This is a genomic window from Streptomyces sp. NPDC058864, from assembly GCF_042742985.1.
GTDB lineage: Bacteria > Actinomycetota > Actinomycetes > Streptomycetales > Streptomycetaceae > Actinacidiphila.
Window position 1 is genome coordinate 34903 of sequence record NZ_JBHYMQ010000007.1, and the last position, 20275, is coordinate 55177.

15 protein-coding genes are annotated in these 20275 nt (G+C 73.0%); 5 read left to right on the top strand and 10 right to left on the bottom strand.

Going from position 1 to position 20275, the window contains the following annotated elements; translation table 11 throughout:
- Positions 1-6: 6 nt before the first annotated feature.
- From ACFW3D_RS07925 to ACFW3D_RS07940, 4 genes are all read right to left on the bottom strand, one after another.
- Positions 7-648 carry a SurA N-terminal domain-containing protein gene (locus ACFW3D_RS07925; RefSeq protein WP_500502619.1) on the bottom strand — a complete coding sequence of 214 codons (642 nt, stop codon included), beginning with the start codon at positions 646-648 and terminating at the stop codon, positions 7-9.
- Positions 649-778: 130 nt separating this feature from the next.
- A complete protein-coding gene (locus tag ACFW3D_RS07930) occupies positions 779-1678 on the bottom strand; it encodes a GmrSD restriction endonuclease domain-containing protein (protein WP_500502620.1) in 900 nt (299 codons plus the stop codon).
- 59 nt (positions 1679-1737) lie between these two features.
- Positions 1738-2469, bottom strand: coding sequence for a DUF6585 family protein (locus tag ACFW3D_RS07935; RefSeq protein WP_500502622.1), 732 nt, complete (start codon positions 2467-2469; stop codon positions 1738-1740).
- A gap of 78 nt (positions 2470-2547) precedes the next feature.
- A complete protein-coding gene (locus ACFW3D_RS07940) occupies positions 2548-3285 on the bottom strand; it encodes a hypothetical protein (RefSeq protein ID WP_500502624.1) in 738 nt (245 codons plus the stop codon).
- A gap of 220 nt (positions 3286-3505) precedes the next feature.
- Between ACFW3D_RS07940 and ACFW3D_RS07945 the strand changes: the two genes are divergently transcribed.
- The 3 genes from ACFW3D_RS07945 to ACFW3D_RS07955 all read left to right on the top strand — a co-directional run bounded on the left by ACFW3D_RS07945 (position 3506) and on the right by ACFW3D_RS07955 (position 7776).
- The gene (locus ACFW3D_RS07945) at positions 3506-5524 is read left to right on the top strand and encodes an N-6 DNA methylase (RefSeq protein ID WP_500502626.1); all 2019 of its coding nucleotides are present in this window, start codon (positions 3506-3508) and stop codon (positions 5522-5524) included.
- Positions 5525-5623: 99 nt separating this feature from the next.
- On the top strand, positions 5624-6250 hold the full coding sequence (locus ACFW3D_RS07950) for a hypothetical protein (RefSeq protein ID WP_500502628.1): 627 nt from the start codon (positions 5624-5626) through the stop codon (positions 6248-6250).
- Positions 6247-7776, top strand: coding sequence for a protein kinase domain-containing protein (locus ACFW3D_RS07955; protein WP_500502630.1), 1530 nt, complete (start codon positions 6247-6249; stop codon positions 7774-7776). The genes ACFW3D_RS07950 and ACFW3D_RS07955 overlap by 4 nt, the downstream gene beginning before the upstream one ends.
- A 64-nt stretch (positions 7777-7840) precedes the next feature.
- Here the strand turns inward: ACFW3D_RS07955 and ACFW3D_RS07960 are convergent, their stop codons facing one another.
- Complete coding sequence (locus tag ACFW3D_RS07960; RefSeq protein WP_500502632.1) at positions 7841-9019, bottom strand: acyltransferase family protein; 1179 nt, start codon at positions 9017-9019, stop codon at positions 7841-7843.
- A gap of 239 nt (positions 9020-9258) precedes the next feature.
- On the opposite strand from ACFW3D_RS07960, the gene ACFW3D_RS07965 reads away from it, so the two are divergent.
- Both ACFW3D_RS07965 and ACFW3D_RS07970 read left to right on the top strand, forming a co-directional pair.
- Positions 9259-10242, top strand: a complete 984-nt coding sequence (locus tag ACFW3D_RS07965; RefSeq protein WP_500502633.1) for a glycosyltransferase family 2 protein — start codon at positions 9259-9261, stop codon at positions 10240-10242.
- Positions 10239-11588: a polysialyltransferase family glycosyltransferase gene (locus ACFW3D_RS07970; protein WP_500502635.1), complete on the top strand. Its 1350-nt coding sequence runs from the start codon at positions 10239-10241 to the stop codon at positions 11586-11588. The genes ACFW3D_RS07965 and ACFW3D_RS07970 overlap by 4 nt, the downstream gene beginning before the upstream one ends.
- A 54-nt stretch (positions 11589-11642) precedes the next feature.
- Here the strand turns inward: ACFW3D_RS07970 and ACFW3D_RS07975 are convergent, their stop codons facing one another.
- The 5 genes from ACFW3D_RS07975 to mfd all read right to left on the bottom strand — a co-directional run bounded on the left by ACFW3D_RS07975 (position 11643) and on the right by mfd (position 19723).
- A complete protein-coding gene (locus ACFW3D_RS07975) occupies positions 11643-12749 on the bottom strand; it encodes an acyltransferase (protein WP_500502637.1) in 1107 nt (368 codons plus the stop codon).
- Between the two features lie 557 nt (positions 12750-13306).
- Positions 13307-14224 carry a hypothetical protein gene (locus tag ACFW3D_RS07980; RefSeq protein ID WP_500502639.1) on the bottom strand — a complete coding sequence of 306 codons (918 nt, stop codon included), beginning with the start codon at positions 14222-14224 and terminating at the stop codon, positions 13307-13309.
- Positions 14221-15075, bottom strand: coding sequence for a VTC domain-containing protein (locus ACFW3D_RS07985; RefSeq protein WP_500502641.1), 855 nt, complete (start codon positions 15073-15075; stop codon positions 14221-14223). Before ACFW3D_RS07985 ends, ACFW3D_RS07980 begins: the two co-directional genes overlap by 4 nt.
- Positions 15072-15719, bottom strand: coding sequence for a DUF4956 domain-containing protein (locus tag ACFW3D_RS07990; RefSeq protein ID WP_500502644.1), 648 nt, complete (start codon positions 15717-15719; stop codon positions 15072-15074). The genes ACFW3D_RS07985 and ACFW3D_RS07990 overlap by 4 nt, the downstream gene beginning before the upstream one ends.
- A 464-nt stretch (positions 15720-16183) precedes the next feature.
- Positions 16184-19723 carry a transcription-repair coupling factor gene (gene mfd / locus ACFW3D_RS07995; RefSeq protein WP_500502646.1) on the bottom strand — a complete coding sequence of 1180 codons (3540 nt, stop codon included), beginning with the start codon at positions 19721-19723 and terminating at the stop codon, positions 16184-16186.
- Positions 19724-20275 lie beyond the last annotated feature (552 nt).

Consider the following 20275-nt stretch of genomic DNA (forward strand, 5'->3'; position numbering starts at 1 on the left):
TTCCCGCTAGGCCTGGGCGGCGCGGCGGCTGACCTCGCTCAGCCAGGGGTCCTTGGTGGCGTCCAGGTCGAGCTTGTCGGAGTTCCACTTGCCGAAGCGCGGGTTGACGTCGATCTTCAGCTTCTTCGACGTGTCGCGCAGCACCTTGATCAGCGCCGTCTGGCCCTCGGGGGTCTGCACGTCGGCGCCGTAGTGGGCGGCGACCTTCTGCATCAGCAGGTCGGTGCGGATGCTCTCGTCGATGTCGGCGGGCACCATCGCGTAGGTCTGCAGCAGCTGGGCCTCCAGCGCCTCCTTGCCGCCGGCCTGCTGCTCGCTGTCCGCACGGGCCTTCTGGAGCTCGCGCCGGCTGACGGAGGCGCCGATGTCGTCGGCCGCCCGCTCGATCACCTCGTTCTGCACCAGCCGGTGCACGACGTTGCGCTGCAGGTCGCTGCTGGCCTCGATGAGCTGGGCGGCCTGCGGGGTCTTCTCCTGCGCGGCGCGCACGGCGGCGACCTTCGCCTGGACCGACTCCACGGTGATCTGCTCGCCGCCCACGACGGCCGCGGCACCCGCGTGCGGTGTGCCACAGGAGGTCAGCAGTGGCGCCGCGAGCAGCACGGCTGCGGCGGCGGTGGCGGAGAGAGCAGTCCTGCGGCGGAGCATTTTTGCCTCCCGGCAAGGGATCGAGCGACGGTGCACGACCTGGCAGTGATGCAGTGATCGAGGATATTGACCGAGGCGCCGGGATATCCAGCACTCTGCACAACACACTGCACAAACGATCCGCGGGACCTCAGGTGTCGCAGGCGACGCCGTCGCCGTCCCGGTCCAGCGAGCGCGAGTAGCCGGGATCCCCGCGGTGCAGTGGGGCGGCGCCCGCCTCGCGGGCCGCGGCGCAGTTCGCGTACGAGGCACCCGGCGAGGGGGTGGTGCCCTGCTTGCCGTCGCCGTCCCCGCCGGAGCCCGGGTCGCCGCCGGACGCCACGGGCCGGCCCGCGTCCGGCAGAGGCTCGTCGGGGCAGCCGTCCAGCACCTTCACCATGGCGGCCTTCTCGGCCTCGGTGACCCACAGCCCGTACTTCTTCTTCACCGCGACCTGGCGGGCCACGTACGGGCAGCGGAAGGCCTTGTCCGGCGGCAGCCAGGTCGCCGCGTCGCCGTCGCCCTTGCCGCGGTTGGTCGGGCCGTCGACGGCGAGGAGGTTCAGCGGGTCGTTGGCGATCTGCGTGCGCTTGTCGCGGGACCAGTACTTGGCGCCCTTCTGCCAGGCGTCGCTGAGCGCCACGACGTGGTCGATGTCGACCGTGCTGCGGCCGCGCGTGAAGTCGATCCGCCTGCCGGTGTACGGGTCGGCGAGGGTGCCCGAGGCGACGACGCAGTCCCCGCCCCGGTCGGCGCGGAAGGAGGTGCCGGTGAGGTCGCGGCGGAGTATGTCGTCCCGGGTGTCACAGCCGTTGTGGTCGGTGTCGACCCAGGCCGCGCCGAACTCCTCCCGCGCGTAACCGGTCTTGGGCGCCCGGCCCTTCACCGCCAGGTCGCCCACCGCCTTGAGCGCGCTGCCCGTCGGCGCCCCGTCGCTCCCGGCTCCGCTGCCCGTGCCGCTGCCGAGGCCCTCGCCGGTGCATCCGGCCAGCCCTGCGCCGAGCAGCACGGCGACGGCCGCCGCTGCCGTTCCCGCCCTGGTTGTAAGCACCTTGGCACTCTAGGGGGTGGGGTGTGCGACCCGGCAGGGGGCGTACGGCGGCCGAACGCTCAGCGCACGGCGGCGGTTCGGCGCAGTTCGTCCACGAGCAGAATGAAGAGGAGGAAGTTCGGGATGTCCTTGACCTTCCTGGACGACCAGGACAGGGACTTGCCGGCCTTCTTCAGCACGAGCACGCCGTCGGTCACCCGGACGTCCTGGATCTCCTGCCAGGTGACGGACCCGCGTTTGGGCGTCGCGACGCCGGTGCGGTTGACCGCGATCTCCCCGAAGGTCAGCGTCCGCCCCTCCTCCAGCATCCGCAGCATCCCCGGCAGCTGGAACGCGGCGACCTCCTGCTGGATGAACGGCCCCCACCGCTCGGGCTCGGCGTAGAAGTTGAGGATCTTGCGGACCGTGCCGTCGGCCTTGTGCAGCGTGTAGCGGTAACCGGTGGCGACGTGGATGCCGTTGACGTAGGACTCGGTGATCTCCTGCAGCACCGTCAAGGAGTCCCAGCGGAAGGCCGCGGGGACTCCGCCGTGGTCGATCTCGACCAGCCCGAACTCGTAGAAGTGGAGCCGGCGGGCGGCGGCCTTGCGGGAGAAGTTGGGGGTCCGCAGCGCATGGTGGAGGAACCACAGACCGGGCAGGACGAAGCAGGCCAGCCCCACGAGGATCATGAACACGAAGTTGCACGTCATCAGGAAGCCGTGCCGCTTCGGCAGGATCGTGAGGCGGTGCCGGCCGAGGCCCTCGGCCGCGGCGACGGCCGCGACGTCGTCGGGTATCCGCTCTTCCATGGTGCGTTCCGCCGTTCTCGGGGAGGGGTCGGCCCTGGCGCGGCGTGCACCAGGGCCCGGGGATCGTAGCCGGTGGTCTCAGCCGGCGAGCTTGTCGATGTCGACGGTGTCCTTGGCCGCGGGGGCGGCGACCTGCACCTGCTCGCCGAAGTCGGAGAAGAGCATGGTGCCGGGCTCCTTGCCGCCCTTGACGACCACCTTCAGCACGTACGGCTTGCCCTCGGTGGCCACGTAGGCGGTGGTGGTCTCGGCGCCGTCCTTGCTGACGATCGGCAGGGCGGGCGTGCCGGCGAGGGTGGCGGGCTCGCCCTTCTTCCCGCCCAGGTCGCCGTCCGAGTCCTTCTCCAGTTCGGCGAGGAACGAGTCGAGGTCGCAGGCTTCGACGAGGTCCTTGTTGTCCGGGGTGTCGGCCTTGGTCTTCATCCACCGGTCGCCGAGGAGGTCCTTCATGGTGGCGCCGTCGGATCCCTGGGCCTTCCAGAAGGCGTCGTCGCCCTTCATGTAGAGCGAGGGGCCCGCCTTGATGAGCTGGACGGTGCCGCCCCCGGTGGTGACCTGGCCCTTGCAGTCGCCGGTCTTGCTCATCGTCATGCGGAACTTCATCCGCTCGCCGTCGGAGATGCCGTCGAGGTCGACGGTCATCGCCGGGACGGACTTCATGGCGGCCACGGCCTTCTTCTCGATGGTGGCGGACGGCTGGTCGGCCAGGGCGGTGGAGGCCGGTTCCGCCTTGTCGCCGAGCGGGCCGCAGGCGGCCATGGTGAGGGCGGCGGTGACGCAGCCGAGGACCGCGAGCGCGCCGCGAGTGGTGGTCATGAGGGTCGTCCCCCTTGGTGGACAGCGTGTGGATGACGGTTGCGGGCCGGCGGAACGTCCAGGAACTCCGTGAACCGATGGGTCAATGACAGCATGAGCTGTGAACCGAGTCAACATGGAATCTCGATTCGTTGGTATTCACGCCGCAAAGCCTCGGATCGCGCGTTCACCGCTATGCTCATGACCACAGCCGCACCCCACGGGGAAGGGAGCCAGCCAGGTGCCGGAGAACGCAAGCGAGGTGACCGCCGCCGGGATCGCGCGGCTGGCCGGGGTGGGACGGGCGGCCGTCAGCAACTGGCGCCGCAGGCACGCCGACTTCCCCAAACCGGTGGGGGGCACCGACACCAGCCCGGCCTTCGCGCTGTCCGAGGTCGAGAGCTGGCTCCGCACCCAGGGCAAACTCGCCGAGGTCCCGCTGCGCGAACGGGTCTGGCAGCGTGCCGAGTCCCATCCGGCGGGCACCGCGACCGCGCTCCGGCAGGCCGGTGCCGTCTGCCTGCTGGTCCGTGAACGCCCCGGCGACGGACCCCGGGTGACCGGCGTCGAGGACGCGGAGGCCGGGGACGCCGTACGGGAGGTCCTCGAGCGGCACTTCGGGGGGCGGTTCGCCCCGGGCGCCCCCGTCGACGCCGAACTGCTGCGCGGGGCGGCCGAACTCGCCGCCGGGATGGGGCCCCGCCAGGCATACGAGTTCCTGCTCGGGCGCTACCTGGACGCCAACCCGCGTCAGCACACCCTGACCCCGCCCGCGCCCGCCGAGCTGATGGCCGCGCTGGCCGGCCCCGCCCGTACCGTGCTGGACCCCGCCTGCGGCACCGGCACCCTGCTGCGTGCCGCCGAGGCCCCGCACGAGGTGTACGGCCAGGAGGCCGACCCGGACCTGGCCGTGCTCGCGGCGCTGCGGCTGGCGCTGCACGCCGACCCGGCCTCGGTGGTGCGGGTGGCCGGCGGCGACAGCCTGCGCGCCGACGCCTTTCCCGGGCTCGCCGCGGACGCGGTGCTGTGCCACCCGCCGTTCAACGAGCGCAACTGGGGCCACGAGGACCTCGCCTACGACCCTCGCTGGGAGTACGGCTTCCCCGCCCGCACCGAGTCCGAACTCGCCTGGGTGCAGCACTGCCTGGCCCGGGTCCGGGAGGGCGGGACGGTCGTGGTGCTGATGCCGCCCGCCGCGGCCTCGCGGCGCTCCGGCCGCCGGATCCGCGCCGACCTGCTGCGCCGCGGCGCCCTGCGCGCGGTGGTCGCGCTCCCCGCCGGCGCCGCGCCCCCGTACGGCATCCCGCTCCACCTGTGGGTGCTGCGCAGGCCGGGCGCCGGCACACCGGCCTCCCCGCACCTGCTGCTGGTCGACACCGCCGGGTCGCAGGACGCCGTCCCCGGGGGCGAGAAGGTGCCCTGGCAGACGGTACGCACCACGGTGCTGGACGCCTGGGAGTCCTTCGACCGGCACGGCACCACCGAGGAGCGGCCCGGCGTGAGCCGCGCCCTGAAGGTCATCGACCTGCTCGACGACGACGTGGACCTGGCCCCCGCCCGGCATCTGCCGCCGCCCGCCGCGGGTGGCGGGGCGGCCGAACTCGCCGGGGTGCGCGAGCGGCTGGCCGCCACCCTGCTGCGCACCGCCGAACTCGCCCCCGCCCCCGCCGGAGCGGCCGAGCCCGCCCGCTGGCCGCTCACCACGGTCGGCGAACTGGCCCGCGCCGGGGCGCTGGTACTGCGCGCGGGCGGCCCCGGGAGCGCCCGCCCCGACGGCGGTCCCGCGGTGCTCACCGAGCACGACGTGCTCGGCGGCGGCGCCCCCAGCGGCAGCCTGCCCGAGGGGCCGCCCGAGGAGGAGCCCGTCCTGACGCGGGAGGGCGACGTGGTCGTCCCGGTGCTCGGCCGGGGTTCGGCCGCCCGCGTCGTCGACGCCGCGACCGCCGGGGCGGCCCTGGGCCGCAACCTCCACCTGCTGCGCCCCGACCCGGCCGCCCTGGACCCCTGGTACCTCGCCGGCTTCCTGCGCGGCACCGCCAACAACCGCCAGGCCAGCAGCTACGCCTCCACCGCGACCCGGCTGGACGTCCGCCGGCTCCAGGTGCCACGGCTGCCGCTGTCCGACCAACGCCGGTACGGGGAGCGCTTCCGCACCCTGGCCGCCTTCGAGGAGGCCCTGCGGCTGGCGGGGCAGCTGGGCGAGCAGTTGGTGCAGGGGCTCTACGACGGACTGACCGACGGCACGGTGCGTCCCGAATAGTTACGGGATCGGGTGACAGCCTGTCGGCGACGGCGGATACTCTCGCGATACCACCCGCCGCTGTCCCCGCACTGATGTCCAGGGAGTCCGAGAGCAGTGATGAACGGCCCCGGCCCGGTCCCGCCGTACCCACCCGCTCCGTCCAAGGCCGCGGCCACCACGCTCCGTGCCGTCTTCCTCACGCTGACCGCTGTCAGCTGCGGCTTCCTGTCCTGCCTCCCGCTGCTGCACCTGGCAGTCCGGCGGCGCCGGACCCTGGACTGGGTGTTCTTCTGGACCGGCACCGCGGTGAGCATCGCCGCCTTCGCGACGATCGGCAGCGTGCCCGAGGACAGCGCCTGGACCGACGCCTCGATGATCACCGTGATCACCCTGATCCCCCTGGTCGGCGTCCACTACCTGGTGGCCGACCTGGCGCTGCAACGCGCGGGCGGCATGCCCGGCTACCCGTCGTACGCCACGACCGTGCCGTACCCGCCGCAGCCGCCGGTGGACTACAACCCCTACCGCACGACCCCGCCTCCGCCCCCCGCGCCGAACGCCTCCGCACCGCCGCAGGTCCCGGTGCCGCCGCAGGTCCCGGTGCCGCCGCAGGTCCCGGTGCCGCCGCAGGTCCCGGTGCCGCCGCAGTCGACCGTGCCCCCGCACCAGCCCCGGATCAACCGGGTGCGGGCCGAACTCGACGAGCTGAGCGACCTGCTGCGCAAGCAGGAGGACGGTCAGTGAACGGACGGATCGTCGCCGGCCGATACGAGCTGGCCACGGTCCTCGGCCAGGGCGGCATGGGCCAGGTGTGGACCGCCTACGACCGCCGGCTGGACCGGCGGGTGGCCGTGAAGCTGCTGCGCCCGGACAAGGTGGCCGGCGGCGCCGACGCCGAGGAGCTGCGCCGGCGCTTCGTGCGGGAGTGCCGGGTCACCGCCCAGGTCGACCATCCGGGACTGGTCACCGTCCACGACGCGGGCAGCGACGCCGACGAGCTGTACTTCGTCATGCAGTACGTGGAGGGCGCCGACCTCGCCGACCACCTCGCCGAGCACGACCCCTACCCCTGGCCGTGGGCGGTCGCCGTCGCGGCGCAGCTGTGCGCCGTGCTCTCGGCGGTGCACGCGGTTCCGATCGTGCACCGCGACCTCAAGCCCCGCAACGTGATGGTGCGTCCGGACGGCACCGTGGTCGTCCTGGACCTCGGCGTCGCCTCCGTGCTCGACACCGACACGACCCGGCTCACCCACACCGGCACCCCCATCGGGACGCCCGCGTACATGGCGCCGGAGCAGGCGATGAGCGGCGCCGTCGGGCCCCGCACGGACCTGTACGCACTCGGGGTGCTGCTGCACGAACTGGTCAGCGGCGCCGTCCCGTTCGCGGGCGCCACGGCGCTCGGCGTGCTCCACCGGCACCTGTACGAACAGCCCGTGCCGCTGCGGCAGGTGCGCCCGGAGGTGCCGGAGCCGCTGGAGGCGCTGGTGCTGCAGCTGCTGGCGAAGGACCCGCAGCACCGGCCGGCCGACGCCCAGGAGGCCTACCGGCGGCTGGCGCCGCTGCTGCCGGTGCCCGGCGCCGTCCCCCGCCCCCTCGGGCCGATGGACCCCACCCGTCCCTTCCTGCGCCCGCTCGCCCCGTGGCCGGACCGGCCGGCCGCCCCGTCGCAGCCCACCCCCGCCCCGGTCGCGACCGGGGCCCCCGCGGGCCACGGCATCGCGGAGGCCGTCGACGAGGTGAAGCGGCTGCTCGACGCGGGCCGCATCACGCAGGCGGTCGACATCCTGGGCGGCGTGCTGCCGGCCGCCGCGGAGAAGCACGGCGAGCAGTCACCGGTCGTGCGGATGCTGCGCAAGCAGTACGCGGCCACGCTGATGGAGGACGGCCAGTACCGCCGCGCCCTTCCGGAGCTGCGCCGGCTCGCGGACGAGATGGCCGCCGAGTCGGGGCCGTCGGGGCGGCAGTCGCTGCAGTACCGCTACGAGGCCGCGCAGTGCCTGGAGCAGCTGGGCGAGGCCCCGGCGGCACTCGCCGAGTACCGGGCGCTGCTGCCCTTCTTCGAGCAGTACCGCGCCACCGACCCGGACCTGCCGCTGGAGCTGCGGCGCCGCATCGGCCACCTGCTGCTGTCGGTGGGCGACCGCATGGCCGCCCACGACGTGCTGTCCCGTCTGCTCTACGACTCCGACCGGGTGCACGGCCCGCACCACCCCTTCTCGCTGGAGGTGCGGCGGACGCTGGCCTGGCTCGGGCAGGTGGGCCGCTGAGGGCCGGCACCCGCCCGGCCGGCCGGGACCCCGCGGACCGGTCCCCGGGGAAGGGGACGGTGAGTCAGCCCCGGCCCTGCATGGCCAGGCGCAGGCGCGCCGCCTGCCCGCTCATCGCGCGCTTCAGCCGGGGCCCGAAGGGCTTCTCCACGAGACGGTGGATCGTGTAGGCCAGCACCAGCATGCCGGCGATCGCGGCGACCAGGGTCTCCCGCGGGGTCAGCCCGAGATGGCGGTGCAGCGCGGTGATGGCGAACCAGCCGAGATGCTCGTGGACCAGGTAGAAGGGGTACGTCAGGGCCCCGGCGAAGGTCAGCCAGCGCCAGTTGGCCCAGCGGAGCCAGCCCAGCGCCACGGCGGCGACCGCCACGAAGGCCAGGGTGACGACGAGCAGGATCACATGGGGGGAGCGCGGCTCCCCGCCCGTCGCGTCCGGGGACCACAGGGCGGTGGTGGAGTAGCGCTGTCCCAGCAGCCAGCTGACGCCGACGATGCCCCAGAGCAGCAGGTCGCTGCCGTAGCGGTGGATCAGGTACAGGGCGAGGCCGCCGATGAAGAAGGGGGCGTGGTCGCGCATCACGATCTCATCGGTCAGCGGGGTGTCGGCGACCCGGGCCAGCACACCGGCCACCGTCCACAGGCAGCAGAAGATCACAACCCGGCGGTAGGTCACCCCCTTCCAGACGACGAACAGCGCGAACAGGAGGTAGAACCGGGCCTCGACCCACAGCGTCCAGCACACTCCGAGGACTCGGGGCACACCCATCGGCTGCTGCAGCATCGTGAAGTTGACCAGCACCTCGTTCAGCCGCAGGGGGTGGATCACCGCCGGCGCCGCCACGCAGGCCACGGTCGTCAGCACGATCGCCGCCCAGTAGGCCGGGTAGAGCCGCGCGACACGGGAGCGGAAGAAGTCGCCGACCGACTTCCCCCAGGTGCTCATGCAAATCACGAAACCGCTGATGATGAAGAACAACTGCACGCCCAGGCAGCCGTATACGGCGACATCGGAAAGGTGCGGGAAAAGCTCCCGCGGATTGCGTCCCCAGGCGTGTCCGGTCTGCGCCTTGCCGACGTAGTGGAAAAGGCAGACCATCAGCGCGGCGACAAGGCGCAGCCCGTCCAGGGCTCGCAGCCGATCACCACCCCGTCGGCCGCCGGCGGCCTTCCCGGGCCTTTTCTCTTCGCCCGATATGACGGGCGCGGCCTCGGCCGCACCCCGTTCCGTCAACGTCGAGGACATCGTGCTCCCACCAACTGTCCGCAGGATCCAGCATCCCCGCGGCACGGGGCGCTAGACGAGCGTAAGGAATGACAGCACGTCGCGATTCGGGCCAAATCGACATCGGCGGACATCCGGAGCGCGCGGTGGAAACCCTCCAGCCCGAGTTCATCTTCCGATCACCTTGTGTACAGCGGGCAGCCACGCACCCAAAGCTAGCCTTTCACCGGCTTCGACTGTACGAGAACCAAGGTGAACATGTGACCAATAGGCCCACGCTCTCCGTCATCGTCCCGTGCTACAACATCCGGCATTACCTCGCCGACACGATGACCAGTCTCGTCAGCAATCATCGGGACGATTTCGAGTTCATCTTCGTCGAGGACCGGTCCACCAAGGACGACACGTACGAAGCGCTCCTGGACATGTCCAAGTGGTTGCCCAACAGCCGTGTCGTCCGTCACGAGACGAACCAGGGACTGGCCACGGCACGCAACACCGGGCTCGACGTGGCGGAAGGTCGCTTCATCACCTTCCTCGACGGGGACGACTGGCTCGCCCCCGGGTACCTGCCGCGACTCGTCGACACCATCCAGCGTCACGACGTCGACTTTGTGCGCACCGACCACGTCCAGGTCACCGGCGTCGAACGCCGGGTGCACCGCGCGCCCGAGGGCCGCCGTGACACACCGCTGGATCCGCGCGGGTCGATCCTGCCGACGGACGACAGCACGATGGTCGACTACCCGTACGCCTGGGCGGGCATCTATCACCGCCGGCTGCTCGACCGGGGCCTGCTGCGCTTCCACGACGGGCTGCGCACCGCCGAGGACCGCCCGTGGATCTGGGCGCTGCACCGCAAGGCGGACTCCTATGCGGTGGCGAGCCTGCACGGAGTCTTCTACCGGCGCGGCATCACGACCTCGCTCACCCAGATCGGCGATGTGCGGCAGCTGGACTTCATCCGGTCCTTCGAGCTGGTCCTGCAGGAGCTGGCGAGCGATCCGGACGTCGCGGAACTGCGCCCCAAGGCCATCCGGAACTACTGCGTCGTGATCGCCCATCACCTGCGCGAACGGGACCGCTTCGAACGGCGGGTCGCCGCCCGGCTGAAGGAGCTCAGCGGCGAGGCACTGCGCCGCATCCCCGAGCACGAACTGCAGGCGGCCCTGGCCGGCATGGACGAGCAGCGCAAGCGGACCCTGCGCCGGATACGCGGCGGTATGAAGGAAGCCCTCGTATGACCCAGATCTTCTTCGCGGCCACCCAGTACGCCGCGGCCACCATCACCAGCGCCATCAGGGCGGGCCTGTTCGGACCCCGCGAGGGCCGGCGGCTGCTCGTGGTGAGCAACACCTCCGCGATCCCCGAGCTGAGCACCCCGCTGGACAAGATGGCCGGCTTCGAGCGGCTGCGTCCGGAGTTCGACGCGGTGTACTCGTGGAACGAGACCATCGCTCCGCATCACCCGGTCGGCTGGTCGCCGCGCCCCGAGGACACCCTGCTCTGGGAGCGGGCCCTGCGCCTGGCCTGGGACCTGGGGTCCGAGCCGGTCGAGATCGCGTGCGAGTCCATCCAGGCGAATCCGTCCCGGGCCATCGTGGAGATCTTCGCCGACAGCCCCGTGCACGTGTACGCCGACGGCCTGATGAGCTACGGCCCCACCCGCAACCGGATCCCGGTCGGCATCAACAGCCGCATCAAGCGGCTGCTCCACCTCGACCTCGTGCCGGGGCTGCGTCCGATGCTGCTGTCCGAGTACGGCGTCGAGCCGGTCGTCATCCCCAACGAGTCGTTCCTCCAGGTCCTGGAGGAGATCGGCGGGCACGGCCTCGCCGCTCTCGAGGAGCGCGTACCCGCCGACGACCGGCCCACGGCCGTACTGCTCGGCCAGTACCTCGCCGCCCTGGAACTGATCACCGGGGACGAGGAGGACGCCCTGCACGTGCGGATGCTCCGCGGCGCCGTCGCGGCCGGCCACCGGCACGTCCTGTTCAAGCCGCACCCCAGCGCGCCCGCCCAGTACTCGCAGTCACTGGAACAGGCGGCGGAGGAACTCGGGGTACGGCTCACCGTCCTCGACGTCCCCGTACTGGCGGAGACGGTGTACCAGCACCTCAAGCCCGGCCTCGTCGTCGGATGCTTCTCGACCGCGCTGATGACGGCGGCCGCGTTCTACGCGATCCCCGTCGCGCGGGTGGGCACGGAACTGCTGCTGGAGCGCATCGCCCCCTACGAGAACAGCAACCGGGTGCCGCTCACCGTCGTCGACGCCGTCCTGCCGGACATCGAGCGGGACACCGCCGAGGTCGGCAAGCCGCTCGACCTGTCGCCGGAGCGGGTCAACGGCGAACTGGCGCCCCTGGTCAGGACCGTGAGCTACTGCATGCAGTCGGTCAAGTACGCCCCCCTCCGGGGCGAGGCCGAGGCGTGGCTCACGGCCCATCTCGCCGCGAACGCGAAGTACTTCAAGCGGCGCCGGCTGACCAGTCTCCGGCTGCCGGGCGGCAGCGGGGTCAGGGCCGAGAGCCTGCGCCGCAACCCGGCGGTGCGGCGTCTGGTGAGGACCATCCGGACCGCTCAGGGCTGAAGCGGGGCCGAGCCGGGCCGGCCCACGGGTGCGTGGGCCGGCCCGGCCGGCGGTTCAGCCCAGCCAGCGGGTGAGCCCCAGCCGCGTCCAGAGCATGCTGGCCGCGAAGGACAGGGCGGCGGTGCCCGCCACGAGCAGGGCGAGCAGACCGGCCGCGCCGAGCCAGCCCGCGTCCGCCGTGACCAGGTGCGGGGCGAGGGCGCGCAGGAACATCAGGTGCACCAGGTACGCGCCGAAGGCCGCGCCGCCGAGCCGCGACAGCAGCGGCCGGAAGCGCACGGGCACCGTGATCCGGTTCAGGGCCATCAGCAGCGCACCGGCCAGGAACGGCACGAACACCCCGGCGTACGGGGACGGGTAGTGCACGAAGTGCTCGTAGCCGGCCACCGCGGCCCATCCGCAGACACCACCCGCCAGCCACAGCAGGCGACGACGGCGCCCTGTGGTGGCCGAGGGCGGCAGCGCCAGCAGGAAGGCCCCGGCGGCGGCGTAGGCGATCTGGTAGGGGGCCGGGTTCCACGCGAAGCCGGGCAGCTTCACGTGCAGCAATCCGGCGGCGTCGTCCAGGAGGGTCGGCGCGAGGGCGAGGGCGACGAACACGGCCGCCAGGCCGTAGGGCCGCTTCCCTCCCCTGACCAGGGCGACGAGCGACAGCAGCAGGATCACCGGCACGTAGGCGTACAGGTACCAGAGGTGGAAGGCGGGCTGGACCGAACCGAACAACGACTCGTAGGCCACCCGGAGCGTGGGGCGGGGGTTGGCGTCCCGCACCTGGTCCCACAGCAGGTATCCGGCCGTCCACACGGCCATCGGCACGACGATGCGCGTCAGCCGGCCGCGTACCTGCGCCCCGTCGCGGGGCGGCGCGCCCGACAGCACGACCCAGCCCGCCATCGCGAAGAACAACGGCACGGCGCAGCGGCTGAGGCCGTCGCCGGCCAGCGCCGTCCAGTAGACGGGCCGCCCTCCATCCGGCTGCCGGCCGACCGCGTTGAGGAACTGGCCCGCGCAGTGGCAGACGATGACGCCGATGGAGCACAGGACGCGCAACAGGTCGATGTCGTATCTGTGTTCGCGCGGCCGGGCGGCGGGCGGTGCGGAGTGCGCCTCGCTCGTCCCGGTCGCGCGGCCGGCCGTCGGGGCGGCGGGGGCGGTGGTCATCGGCTGGACGGAGATCGGCGGTCACTCCCGGTGGCACTCGCGGGGCCCGGCCGGTGTCCGGCAGGGCCGCGGGATCGGATGGTTGCGCGGCGCGCCCCCGCCGCGGGCGGGTGCGTCCCCCCGCGGTGCGGAAGGCGGCGGCCGCGGCCCGCCATCGGTGGGCCGGCGGGCAGGGGATCCGTGGGCCGACCGGACCGGCCGTCGGTGTCGAACGGTTCCTGCGACCGCGTGTACCCCGGTTCGCCTGCTTCATGGCCGGGCACCTCACCCGGCACCTCACCGGGCCCCGGGAGGACCGGTCCGGGCCGGTGTCCGGAGAGGTCGGCGGCGCGCGGTGCGGTCGCTGATCCGGCGGCCGCCGGGGGCTCGGCGAGGACGGCGATGTACATGGATCCACGTTCCGGTCGATGTCCGATGTCACCTGCTCCGGCAGACTATGGGACGTCCCCCGGAGTGCGAGGCGGGATCGGGTGGAACGCCGGCCGCCGCGGGGTGGCGTCCAGGTGAACCTGGCCCGGACGCGTGCTCCCTTGCCAGGTCAGCGGGGGTGCCGTCGGTCATGCACGACTTTTCCCCGCGCCGTCCGCCGCCCGGATGTAATCGCCGACCAGCGAGCCGAGCAGCACACCGGCGAGCAGGTCGCCCGCCAGGTGGTCGGCGGTGTACAGACGGGCGTGCACCACCTGGACCTGCATCCAGCGGTACTCGGCGGCGCGCCGCGGGGCCAGGCCGGTGAGAACGGCGACGGCGGCGGAGGAGAGGACGGCGGGGGCCGCCGGGTAGGCGCAGGCGCAGTCGGCGTCCCGGGTGGCCGCCGGGTCGGGGCGCAGGGCCGGGTCGAGGACGGAGGGGTACGGCTGCCGGTAGTGGCCGGCCAGCCGTACGCCGATCGTCCCGGCCAGTTCCAGCGCGGCGTCGAGGCGGAGCCGTGCGGCCTCGCCCGCGGCGCGTGGCAGCAGTTCGCGCTGGTCGTCCAGGTAGAGGCGCCAGATGTCCTGCTCCCCGTGGGCGGCGAGCCAGGCGGCTGCCGCCCGGCCTGCGGCGGTGCGGGTGCGGGCGAGGCGGCGCGCCTGCCCGAGTCCGGCGGCGCGTTCGGCCGCGCCGGGCGGGTCCGGGACGCGGTTCGCGGCCCAGCGGACGAAGGCCGGGTCGTCCCGGACGGTGCCGTGCCCCGCCCGCCACCGGGCGTACAGCGCGTCGGCGGCCCGCCGCTGCTTGTCGAGCCGGGCGGTCCAGACGCGCACCTCGGCGTCCGGGAAGAGCGGGGGCGGGGGGCTCTGCTCGATCCGCCGTACGGCGGCGGCGGCCTTCCCGGGTTCCGCGGGGCCCGGGTCGTGGATGCCGATCAGGCCGAGGACGGCGGCCGCCGCGGCGACGAGGGCGACGACCGGGTACCGCCGCCCCGCGCTGCGGGGAGCCCTGGGGTGGACCGGGACCCCGGGGCGGACCGGAGCCCTGCGGCGGGCCGTGCTCACCGCGCGGTTCCGGCGGTCTCGTTCGGGTGCGGCCCGGACGGTGCGGGGACCCGGGCGGCCGGTGCGGTGCGCGGGAGGGCGTGGAAGCAGTGCCGCACCAGGCGGAACACGTCGTTGCCGGGAAGCCCGGGTACGAGCAGGACCTGCCCCACGACGTACTTGCTGAGCGGCAGCGGCCGGACCCCCAGGCCCATCAGCAGCCGGTCGGCGGAGCCCGGCCGGGGGCCACCCTTGGTCTCGACGAGGACGAAGCCGTGGTCCAGCGCGGCGGTCGTCCGGCCGTTGTGGCAGGTGAGCCGGCCGTCGAGGGTGACGCGGCTGCCCGCCTCCAGGTCGGCCAGGGCCGCGCGGACGTAGCGGATCTCCCCCGCCGGGAAGAGCGTCCCCGCGCGGACCGCGACCCCCGCGCCGCCGAGCACGTCGTCGACGAAGGCGGCCGCCCCGGGCCCCATGCGGCCGTACTCCCGGGCGGCGAGGGTGCGGGCGTGCTTGACCGTGGCGCCTCGCCCGTCCTTGGTCTTGACCTCGACGCGGCACAGCCCGTCCTCGACGTAGAGCCGGGTGCGGACCTTCCAGCGGCGCCTGCGCCCCTGCACATGGGCGTGCCAGGCGCTCAGCCCGGCGGTGTCGAAGTAGGTGCTGCGGTACCCGGTGGTGCGGCGACCGCCGAGGTCCAGCACGCGGTGCGTCGGCGCCAGGGCGGCGACCAGGCATCGCGCCGACAGGACCGGCAGCAGGTACTTGCGGTCGACCCGGTGCTGCAGCGCGGCGGCGGCGTCCACCTCGGCGAGGGTCGCCCCGCGCAGTCCGGAGAGGCCGAGCACGTCGGCGAACGGCTCCGCCGCGGTCACACGAGCCTGCTCTCGAGCGGGCTGTCGTGACCGCTCCGCCCGGCGGGCGGCCCCGCCCCGTCCTCGGGCAGACCCCAGCCCACGGGCGAGTCGCCGCGGTAGCGGACCGAGACCCGCGTCGTCTCCCGTACGAAGTCGACCTCGTCCACCAGGACCGCGAGCGGTTCCTGGCCGAACCGCAGGGCGACCTCGCGGTGGATCGCCGCGGGGTCGGCGTACAGCCGGTCGAGGGTGAGGCGCACCACGCGGGCCGGCTGGTGGGCGTGCGGGTCGTCGACGACCAGGACCGCCACGAGGACCAGCGTGTGCAGAGCCACGACGAGCCAGATCTCCCGCTGCGGCAGCCCCCCGCACAGGGCGATGACCAGGGCCGTGAAGGTGTACGCGACGTCCCGGGCGGTGAAGGCGGTGCTGCGCAGCCTGACCAGGGAGAGCATGCCGAACAGCCCGAAGCCGACCCCGGCCGGGAACTTGCCCGCGCCCATCGCGCTCATCGCCGCGAACAGGCCGATGTTCAGCGCGGTCAGCACCAGCGGCATCTGCGGTGCCGGGCTGCCGCGCCGGTACAGCAGGCCCACCAGCACCATGAGGGCCAGTACGTCCAGGCCGCCGCGCGCGAGCAGTTCCCAGGGTCCGTGCGTCATGAACGGCACCTGGCGGGCGGATGTGGTCCGGGCACTTCTTCCTCCGGGGGCTGGGTCGTCAGGCCCGGGTCCCGGGGATCCGTCCTTGGAAAGGGGGATGGGGCGGCGGATCCCCGGGCCCGGAGTGCGCGGGACGCACCGTCGGGATGTGGGCGGGGCGCCGGCGGGACGCGAGTCCGTCCATAAACACCGGACGATTCGTCCAGCGATGCCGGACGCTAGCCCCGTGCCTCGCGCCGGGCAAGCCGCCCGGAGGCGCGCTCTCCGCCCCCGCACTGCGGGAAAACGCCAGGCAGGAGAGGCGTGCCCGGCGCCACGCGCATCCTCCGGCCACCTGGCAATGTCACTCGAAGGGGTGAGGGTGGTGCCGTCCGGCAAACGCCTTGCCGAACCGCCAACGGGCCCCGCCCGCGCGTCTCTTCCCGCGCGGGCGGGGCCCGTTGGCGTCCCCGGGCGGGGGCGCCTCAGCTGTCCAGCACGGTGGTCAGCAACTCCGCCGTCCACGCCAGGAGTTCCCGGCCGACCACCGGCTTGCCGCCGATCCGCGCCGTGGCGGGGCGCGGCACCAGGATCTGCCTGGCCGCCTGCTTCACGACCGTACGGGGGTAGAGGCGGTTCAGCCGCAGCTCCTGCGACTCGCGCAACTCCACCGGCGAGAAGCGCACGTTGTTGCCCTGCAGGGTGATGTCGGAGACCCCGAGGCGGCGGGCCAGCAGCCGCAGTCCGGCGACCAGCAGCAGGTTCTCCACCGGCTCCGGGAGCTTGCCGTAGCGGTCGGTGAGCTCCTCTCGGACGGACGCGATGTCCTCCTCGGAGTTCACCGAGGCGATCGCCCGGTAGGCCTGCAGGCGCAGCCGCTCGCCGGGCGCGTAGTCGTGCGGCACGTGCGCGTCGACCGGCAGCTCGATCTTCACCTCCAGCGGGGCCTCCTCGGCCTCGCCGCCGCCCTCCTCCAGGGCGGCCCGGTAGTCGGCGACGGCCTCGCCGACCATGCGGATGTACAGGTCGAAACCGACGCCCGCGATGTGGCCGGACTGCTCGCCGCCGAGCAGGTTGCCCGCGCCGCGGATCTCCAGGTCCTTCATCGCGACGTACATGCCGGCGCCCATCTCGGTGTGCTGGGCGATCGTCGCCAGCCGCTCGTGCGCGGTCTCGGTGAGCGGCTTCTCCGGCGGGTACAGGAAGTAGGCGTAACCGCGCTCCCGGCCGCGGCCCACGCGGCCGCGCAGCTGGTGCAGCTGGGAGAGGCCGAAGTTGTCGCCGCGCTCGACGATGAGGGTGTTGGCGTTGGAGATGTCGATGCCGGACTCGACGATCGTCGTGGAGACCAGCACGTCGAACTTCTTCTCCCAGAAGTCCACCACCACCTGCTCCAGCGCGGACTCGCCCATCTGCCCGTGCGCGGTGGCGATCCGCGCCTCGGGCACCAGGTCGCGCAGCCGCGCGGCGGCCTTGTCGATGCTCTCCACCCGGTTGTGGATGTAGAAGGCCTGGCCCTCGCGCAGCAGTTCGCGGCGGACCGCGGCGGCGATCTGCTTCTCCTCGTACGGGCCGACGAAGGTCAATACCGGGTGCCGTTCCTCCGGCGGGGTGGTGATCGTCGACATCTCGCGGATGCCGGTGACCGCCATCTCCAGGGTGCGCGGGATCGGCGTGGCGGACATGGTCAGCACGTCGACGTTGGCACGGAGCTTCTTCAGCTGCTCCTTGTGCTCCACGCCGAAACGCTGCTCCTCGTCGACGATGACCAGGCCGAGGTCCTTGAACCTGGTCTCCGAGGAGAACAGCCGGTGGGTGCCGATGACGACGTCCACCGAACCCTCGCGCAGACCCTCCAGGACGGCCTTGGCCTCACTGTCGGTCTGGAACCGGGAGAGCGCCTTCACCACGACCGGGAACTGCGAGTAGCGCTCCGAGAAGGTGCCGAAGTGCTGCTGCACCAGCAGCGTGGTGGGCACCAGGACGGCGACCTGCTTGCCGTCCTGCACGGCCTTGAAGGCCGCCCGCACCGCGATCTCGGTCTTGCCGTAGCCGACGTCGCCGCAGATCAGCCGGTCCATCGGGACCGACTTCTCCATGTCCTCCTTGACCTCGGCGATCGTCGTGAGCTGGTCCGGGGTCTCCGCGTACGGGAACGCGTCCTCCAGCTCCCGCTGCCAGGGGGTGTCCGGCGCGAAGGTGTGGCCGGGGGCCGCCATACGCGCGGAGTACAGCCGGATCAGGTCCGCGGCGATCTCCTTGACCGCCTTCTTGGCGCGCGCCTTGGTCTTCGTCCAGTCCGCGCCGCCGAGGCGGTGCAGGGAGGGTGCCTCGCCTCCGACGTACTTGGTGATCTGCTCCAGCTGGTCGGTGGGCACGAAGAGCCGGTCGCCGGGCTGGCCCTTCTTCGCCGGTGCGTACTCGACCACCAGGTACTCGCGGGTCGCGCCCTGGACGGTGCGCTGCACCATCTCCACGTATCGGCCGACGCCGTGCTGCTCGTGCACGATGAAGTCGCCCGCCTGCAGTGTCAGCGGGTCGATGGTCTTGCGGCGCCGGGACGGCATGCGTCCCATGTCCTTGGTGGAGGACTTCTGGCCGGACAGGTCGGTCTCGGTGAGCACCGCGATCCTCAGGGCCGGGTCGACGAAGCCGCTCTCCAGCGAGCCGCAGGCCACATGGACCACGGAGGGCTCGACCGGCCCCTCCAGCCCCGTGTCCAGACGGGCCGCGATGCCCTCGTTGCCCAGCACCTCCACGATGCGGGCGGCGGGGCCGTGGCCCTCGGTGACGAAGACCGCGCGCCAGCCGTCGGCCAGCCAGCCCTTGGTGTCGGCGAGTGCCCGCGCGGTGTCGCCCCGGTAGACCTCGGGGGCGTGCATGCCGAGCTTGAGGGTGTCGGCGTCCAGCTCGTCATCCGCAGCGAACGGGCTCACCGACCACCAGGGGACGCCCAGCTCACGGGCCCGGTCGCGCACGTCCGCGATGCTCCACAGCGAGGCCGCGCCCAGGTCGATCGGCGCCTCGCCGCCCCCGGCGGAGGCCGCCCAGGAGGCCTCCAGGAACTCCCGGCTGGTCGCCACGAGGTCGGCGGCCCGGGTACGGACCCGCTCCGGGTCGCAGACCACGGTCATCGACCCGGCCGGCAGCACGTCCAGCAGCAGCTCCATGTCGTCCACCAGCACCGGCGCCAGGGACTCCATGCCCTCCACGGCGATGCCCTGGGCGATCTTGTCCAGCAGTTCGCGCAGCTGCGGGTGCTCCTCGGCCAGCTCGGCGGCGCGGGCCCGCACCTCGTCGGTGAGCAGCAGCTCCCGGCAGGGCGGCGCCCACAGGCCGTGCTCGGCGACCTCGAGCGAGCGCTGGTCGGCCACCTTGAAGTAGCGGATCTCCTCGACGTCGTCGCCCCAGAACTCCACCCGCAGCGGATGCTCCTCGGTGGGCGGGAAGACGTCCAGGATCCCGCCGCGCACGGCGAACTCGCCGCGCTTCTCCACCAGCTCCACGCGGGCGTAGGCGGCGGCCGCGAGGGCGTCCACCACGCCGTTCAGATCCGCGGTCTGCCCGGTGCGCAGGGCCACCGGCACCAGATCGCCCAGGCCCTTGACCTGCGGCTGCAGCACGGAGCGGATCGGTGCGACGACGACACGCACGGGGCCGGCCGTCGGGTCGTCCGCACTGGGGTGCGCCAACCGGCGCAGCACGGCCAGGCGGCGGCCCACCGTGTCCGAACGGGGGGAGAGCCGCTCGTGCGGCAGCGTCTCCCACGCCTGGTACTCCACGACGGAGTCCGCGGGCAGCAGCGACTGCAGGGCCGCGGCCAGGTCCTCGGCCTCCCGGCCGGTCGCCGTCACCGCCAGCACGGTGCGGCCGGCGCGGGCCGCGAGCGCGGCCAGCGCCAGCGGGCGGGCGGCGGGCGGACCCACCAGGTCGACGTGCGGGCGGTTGCCGTCCGCGGCACCGCGGATCGCCTCCGCGAGCGCAGGGTCGTCCACGACGACGTCGAGCAGACCGTTGAGGCTCATGTGGCTTTCCGTCCCAAGGGCAGACAGGCGGGGGGCAACGCGAACAGCCCGACGCGTCGAACGGGCCGGGGGTCCCAGCGTACGACGCTCCGCGGACACCCGGTGCCCTGTCCTGTGGCCGTCGCCCCCATGTGCGCGTCCGTTGCGCCTGCGGTTGGGCCTTTTTCCCCGCCCGCCCGCCCGTGGCCCCGGTCGGTCAGTGCGGGTCTCGCCCGGTCCGTTGGGCACCCCGGGGGCGGGGCCTCCGGGGTGGGCATTCTGTACCGCATATTTATGTGCATGGCGGGCAATCCGGATCGGCGCCGCTCTGCCGCACAACAAATACACGTCAGCGTCCAGAACGCCCACCCCTACGACCCCACCCCCTCCCTATCGCGAGCGACCAACGCCCGGTGGGGGGTGATGAAGCAGTCCGGGGTTGCCGCGAGTGCCTCATCACCCCCACTGGCCGATCCGGCCCAAGGACCGGAGACGGCCGGAGGGTGGGCGATGAAGCAGTCCGGGGTTGCCGCAGGTGCCTTACTCACCCCCCACCGGCGTCAGTCGCCCATA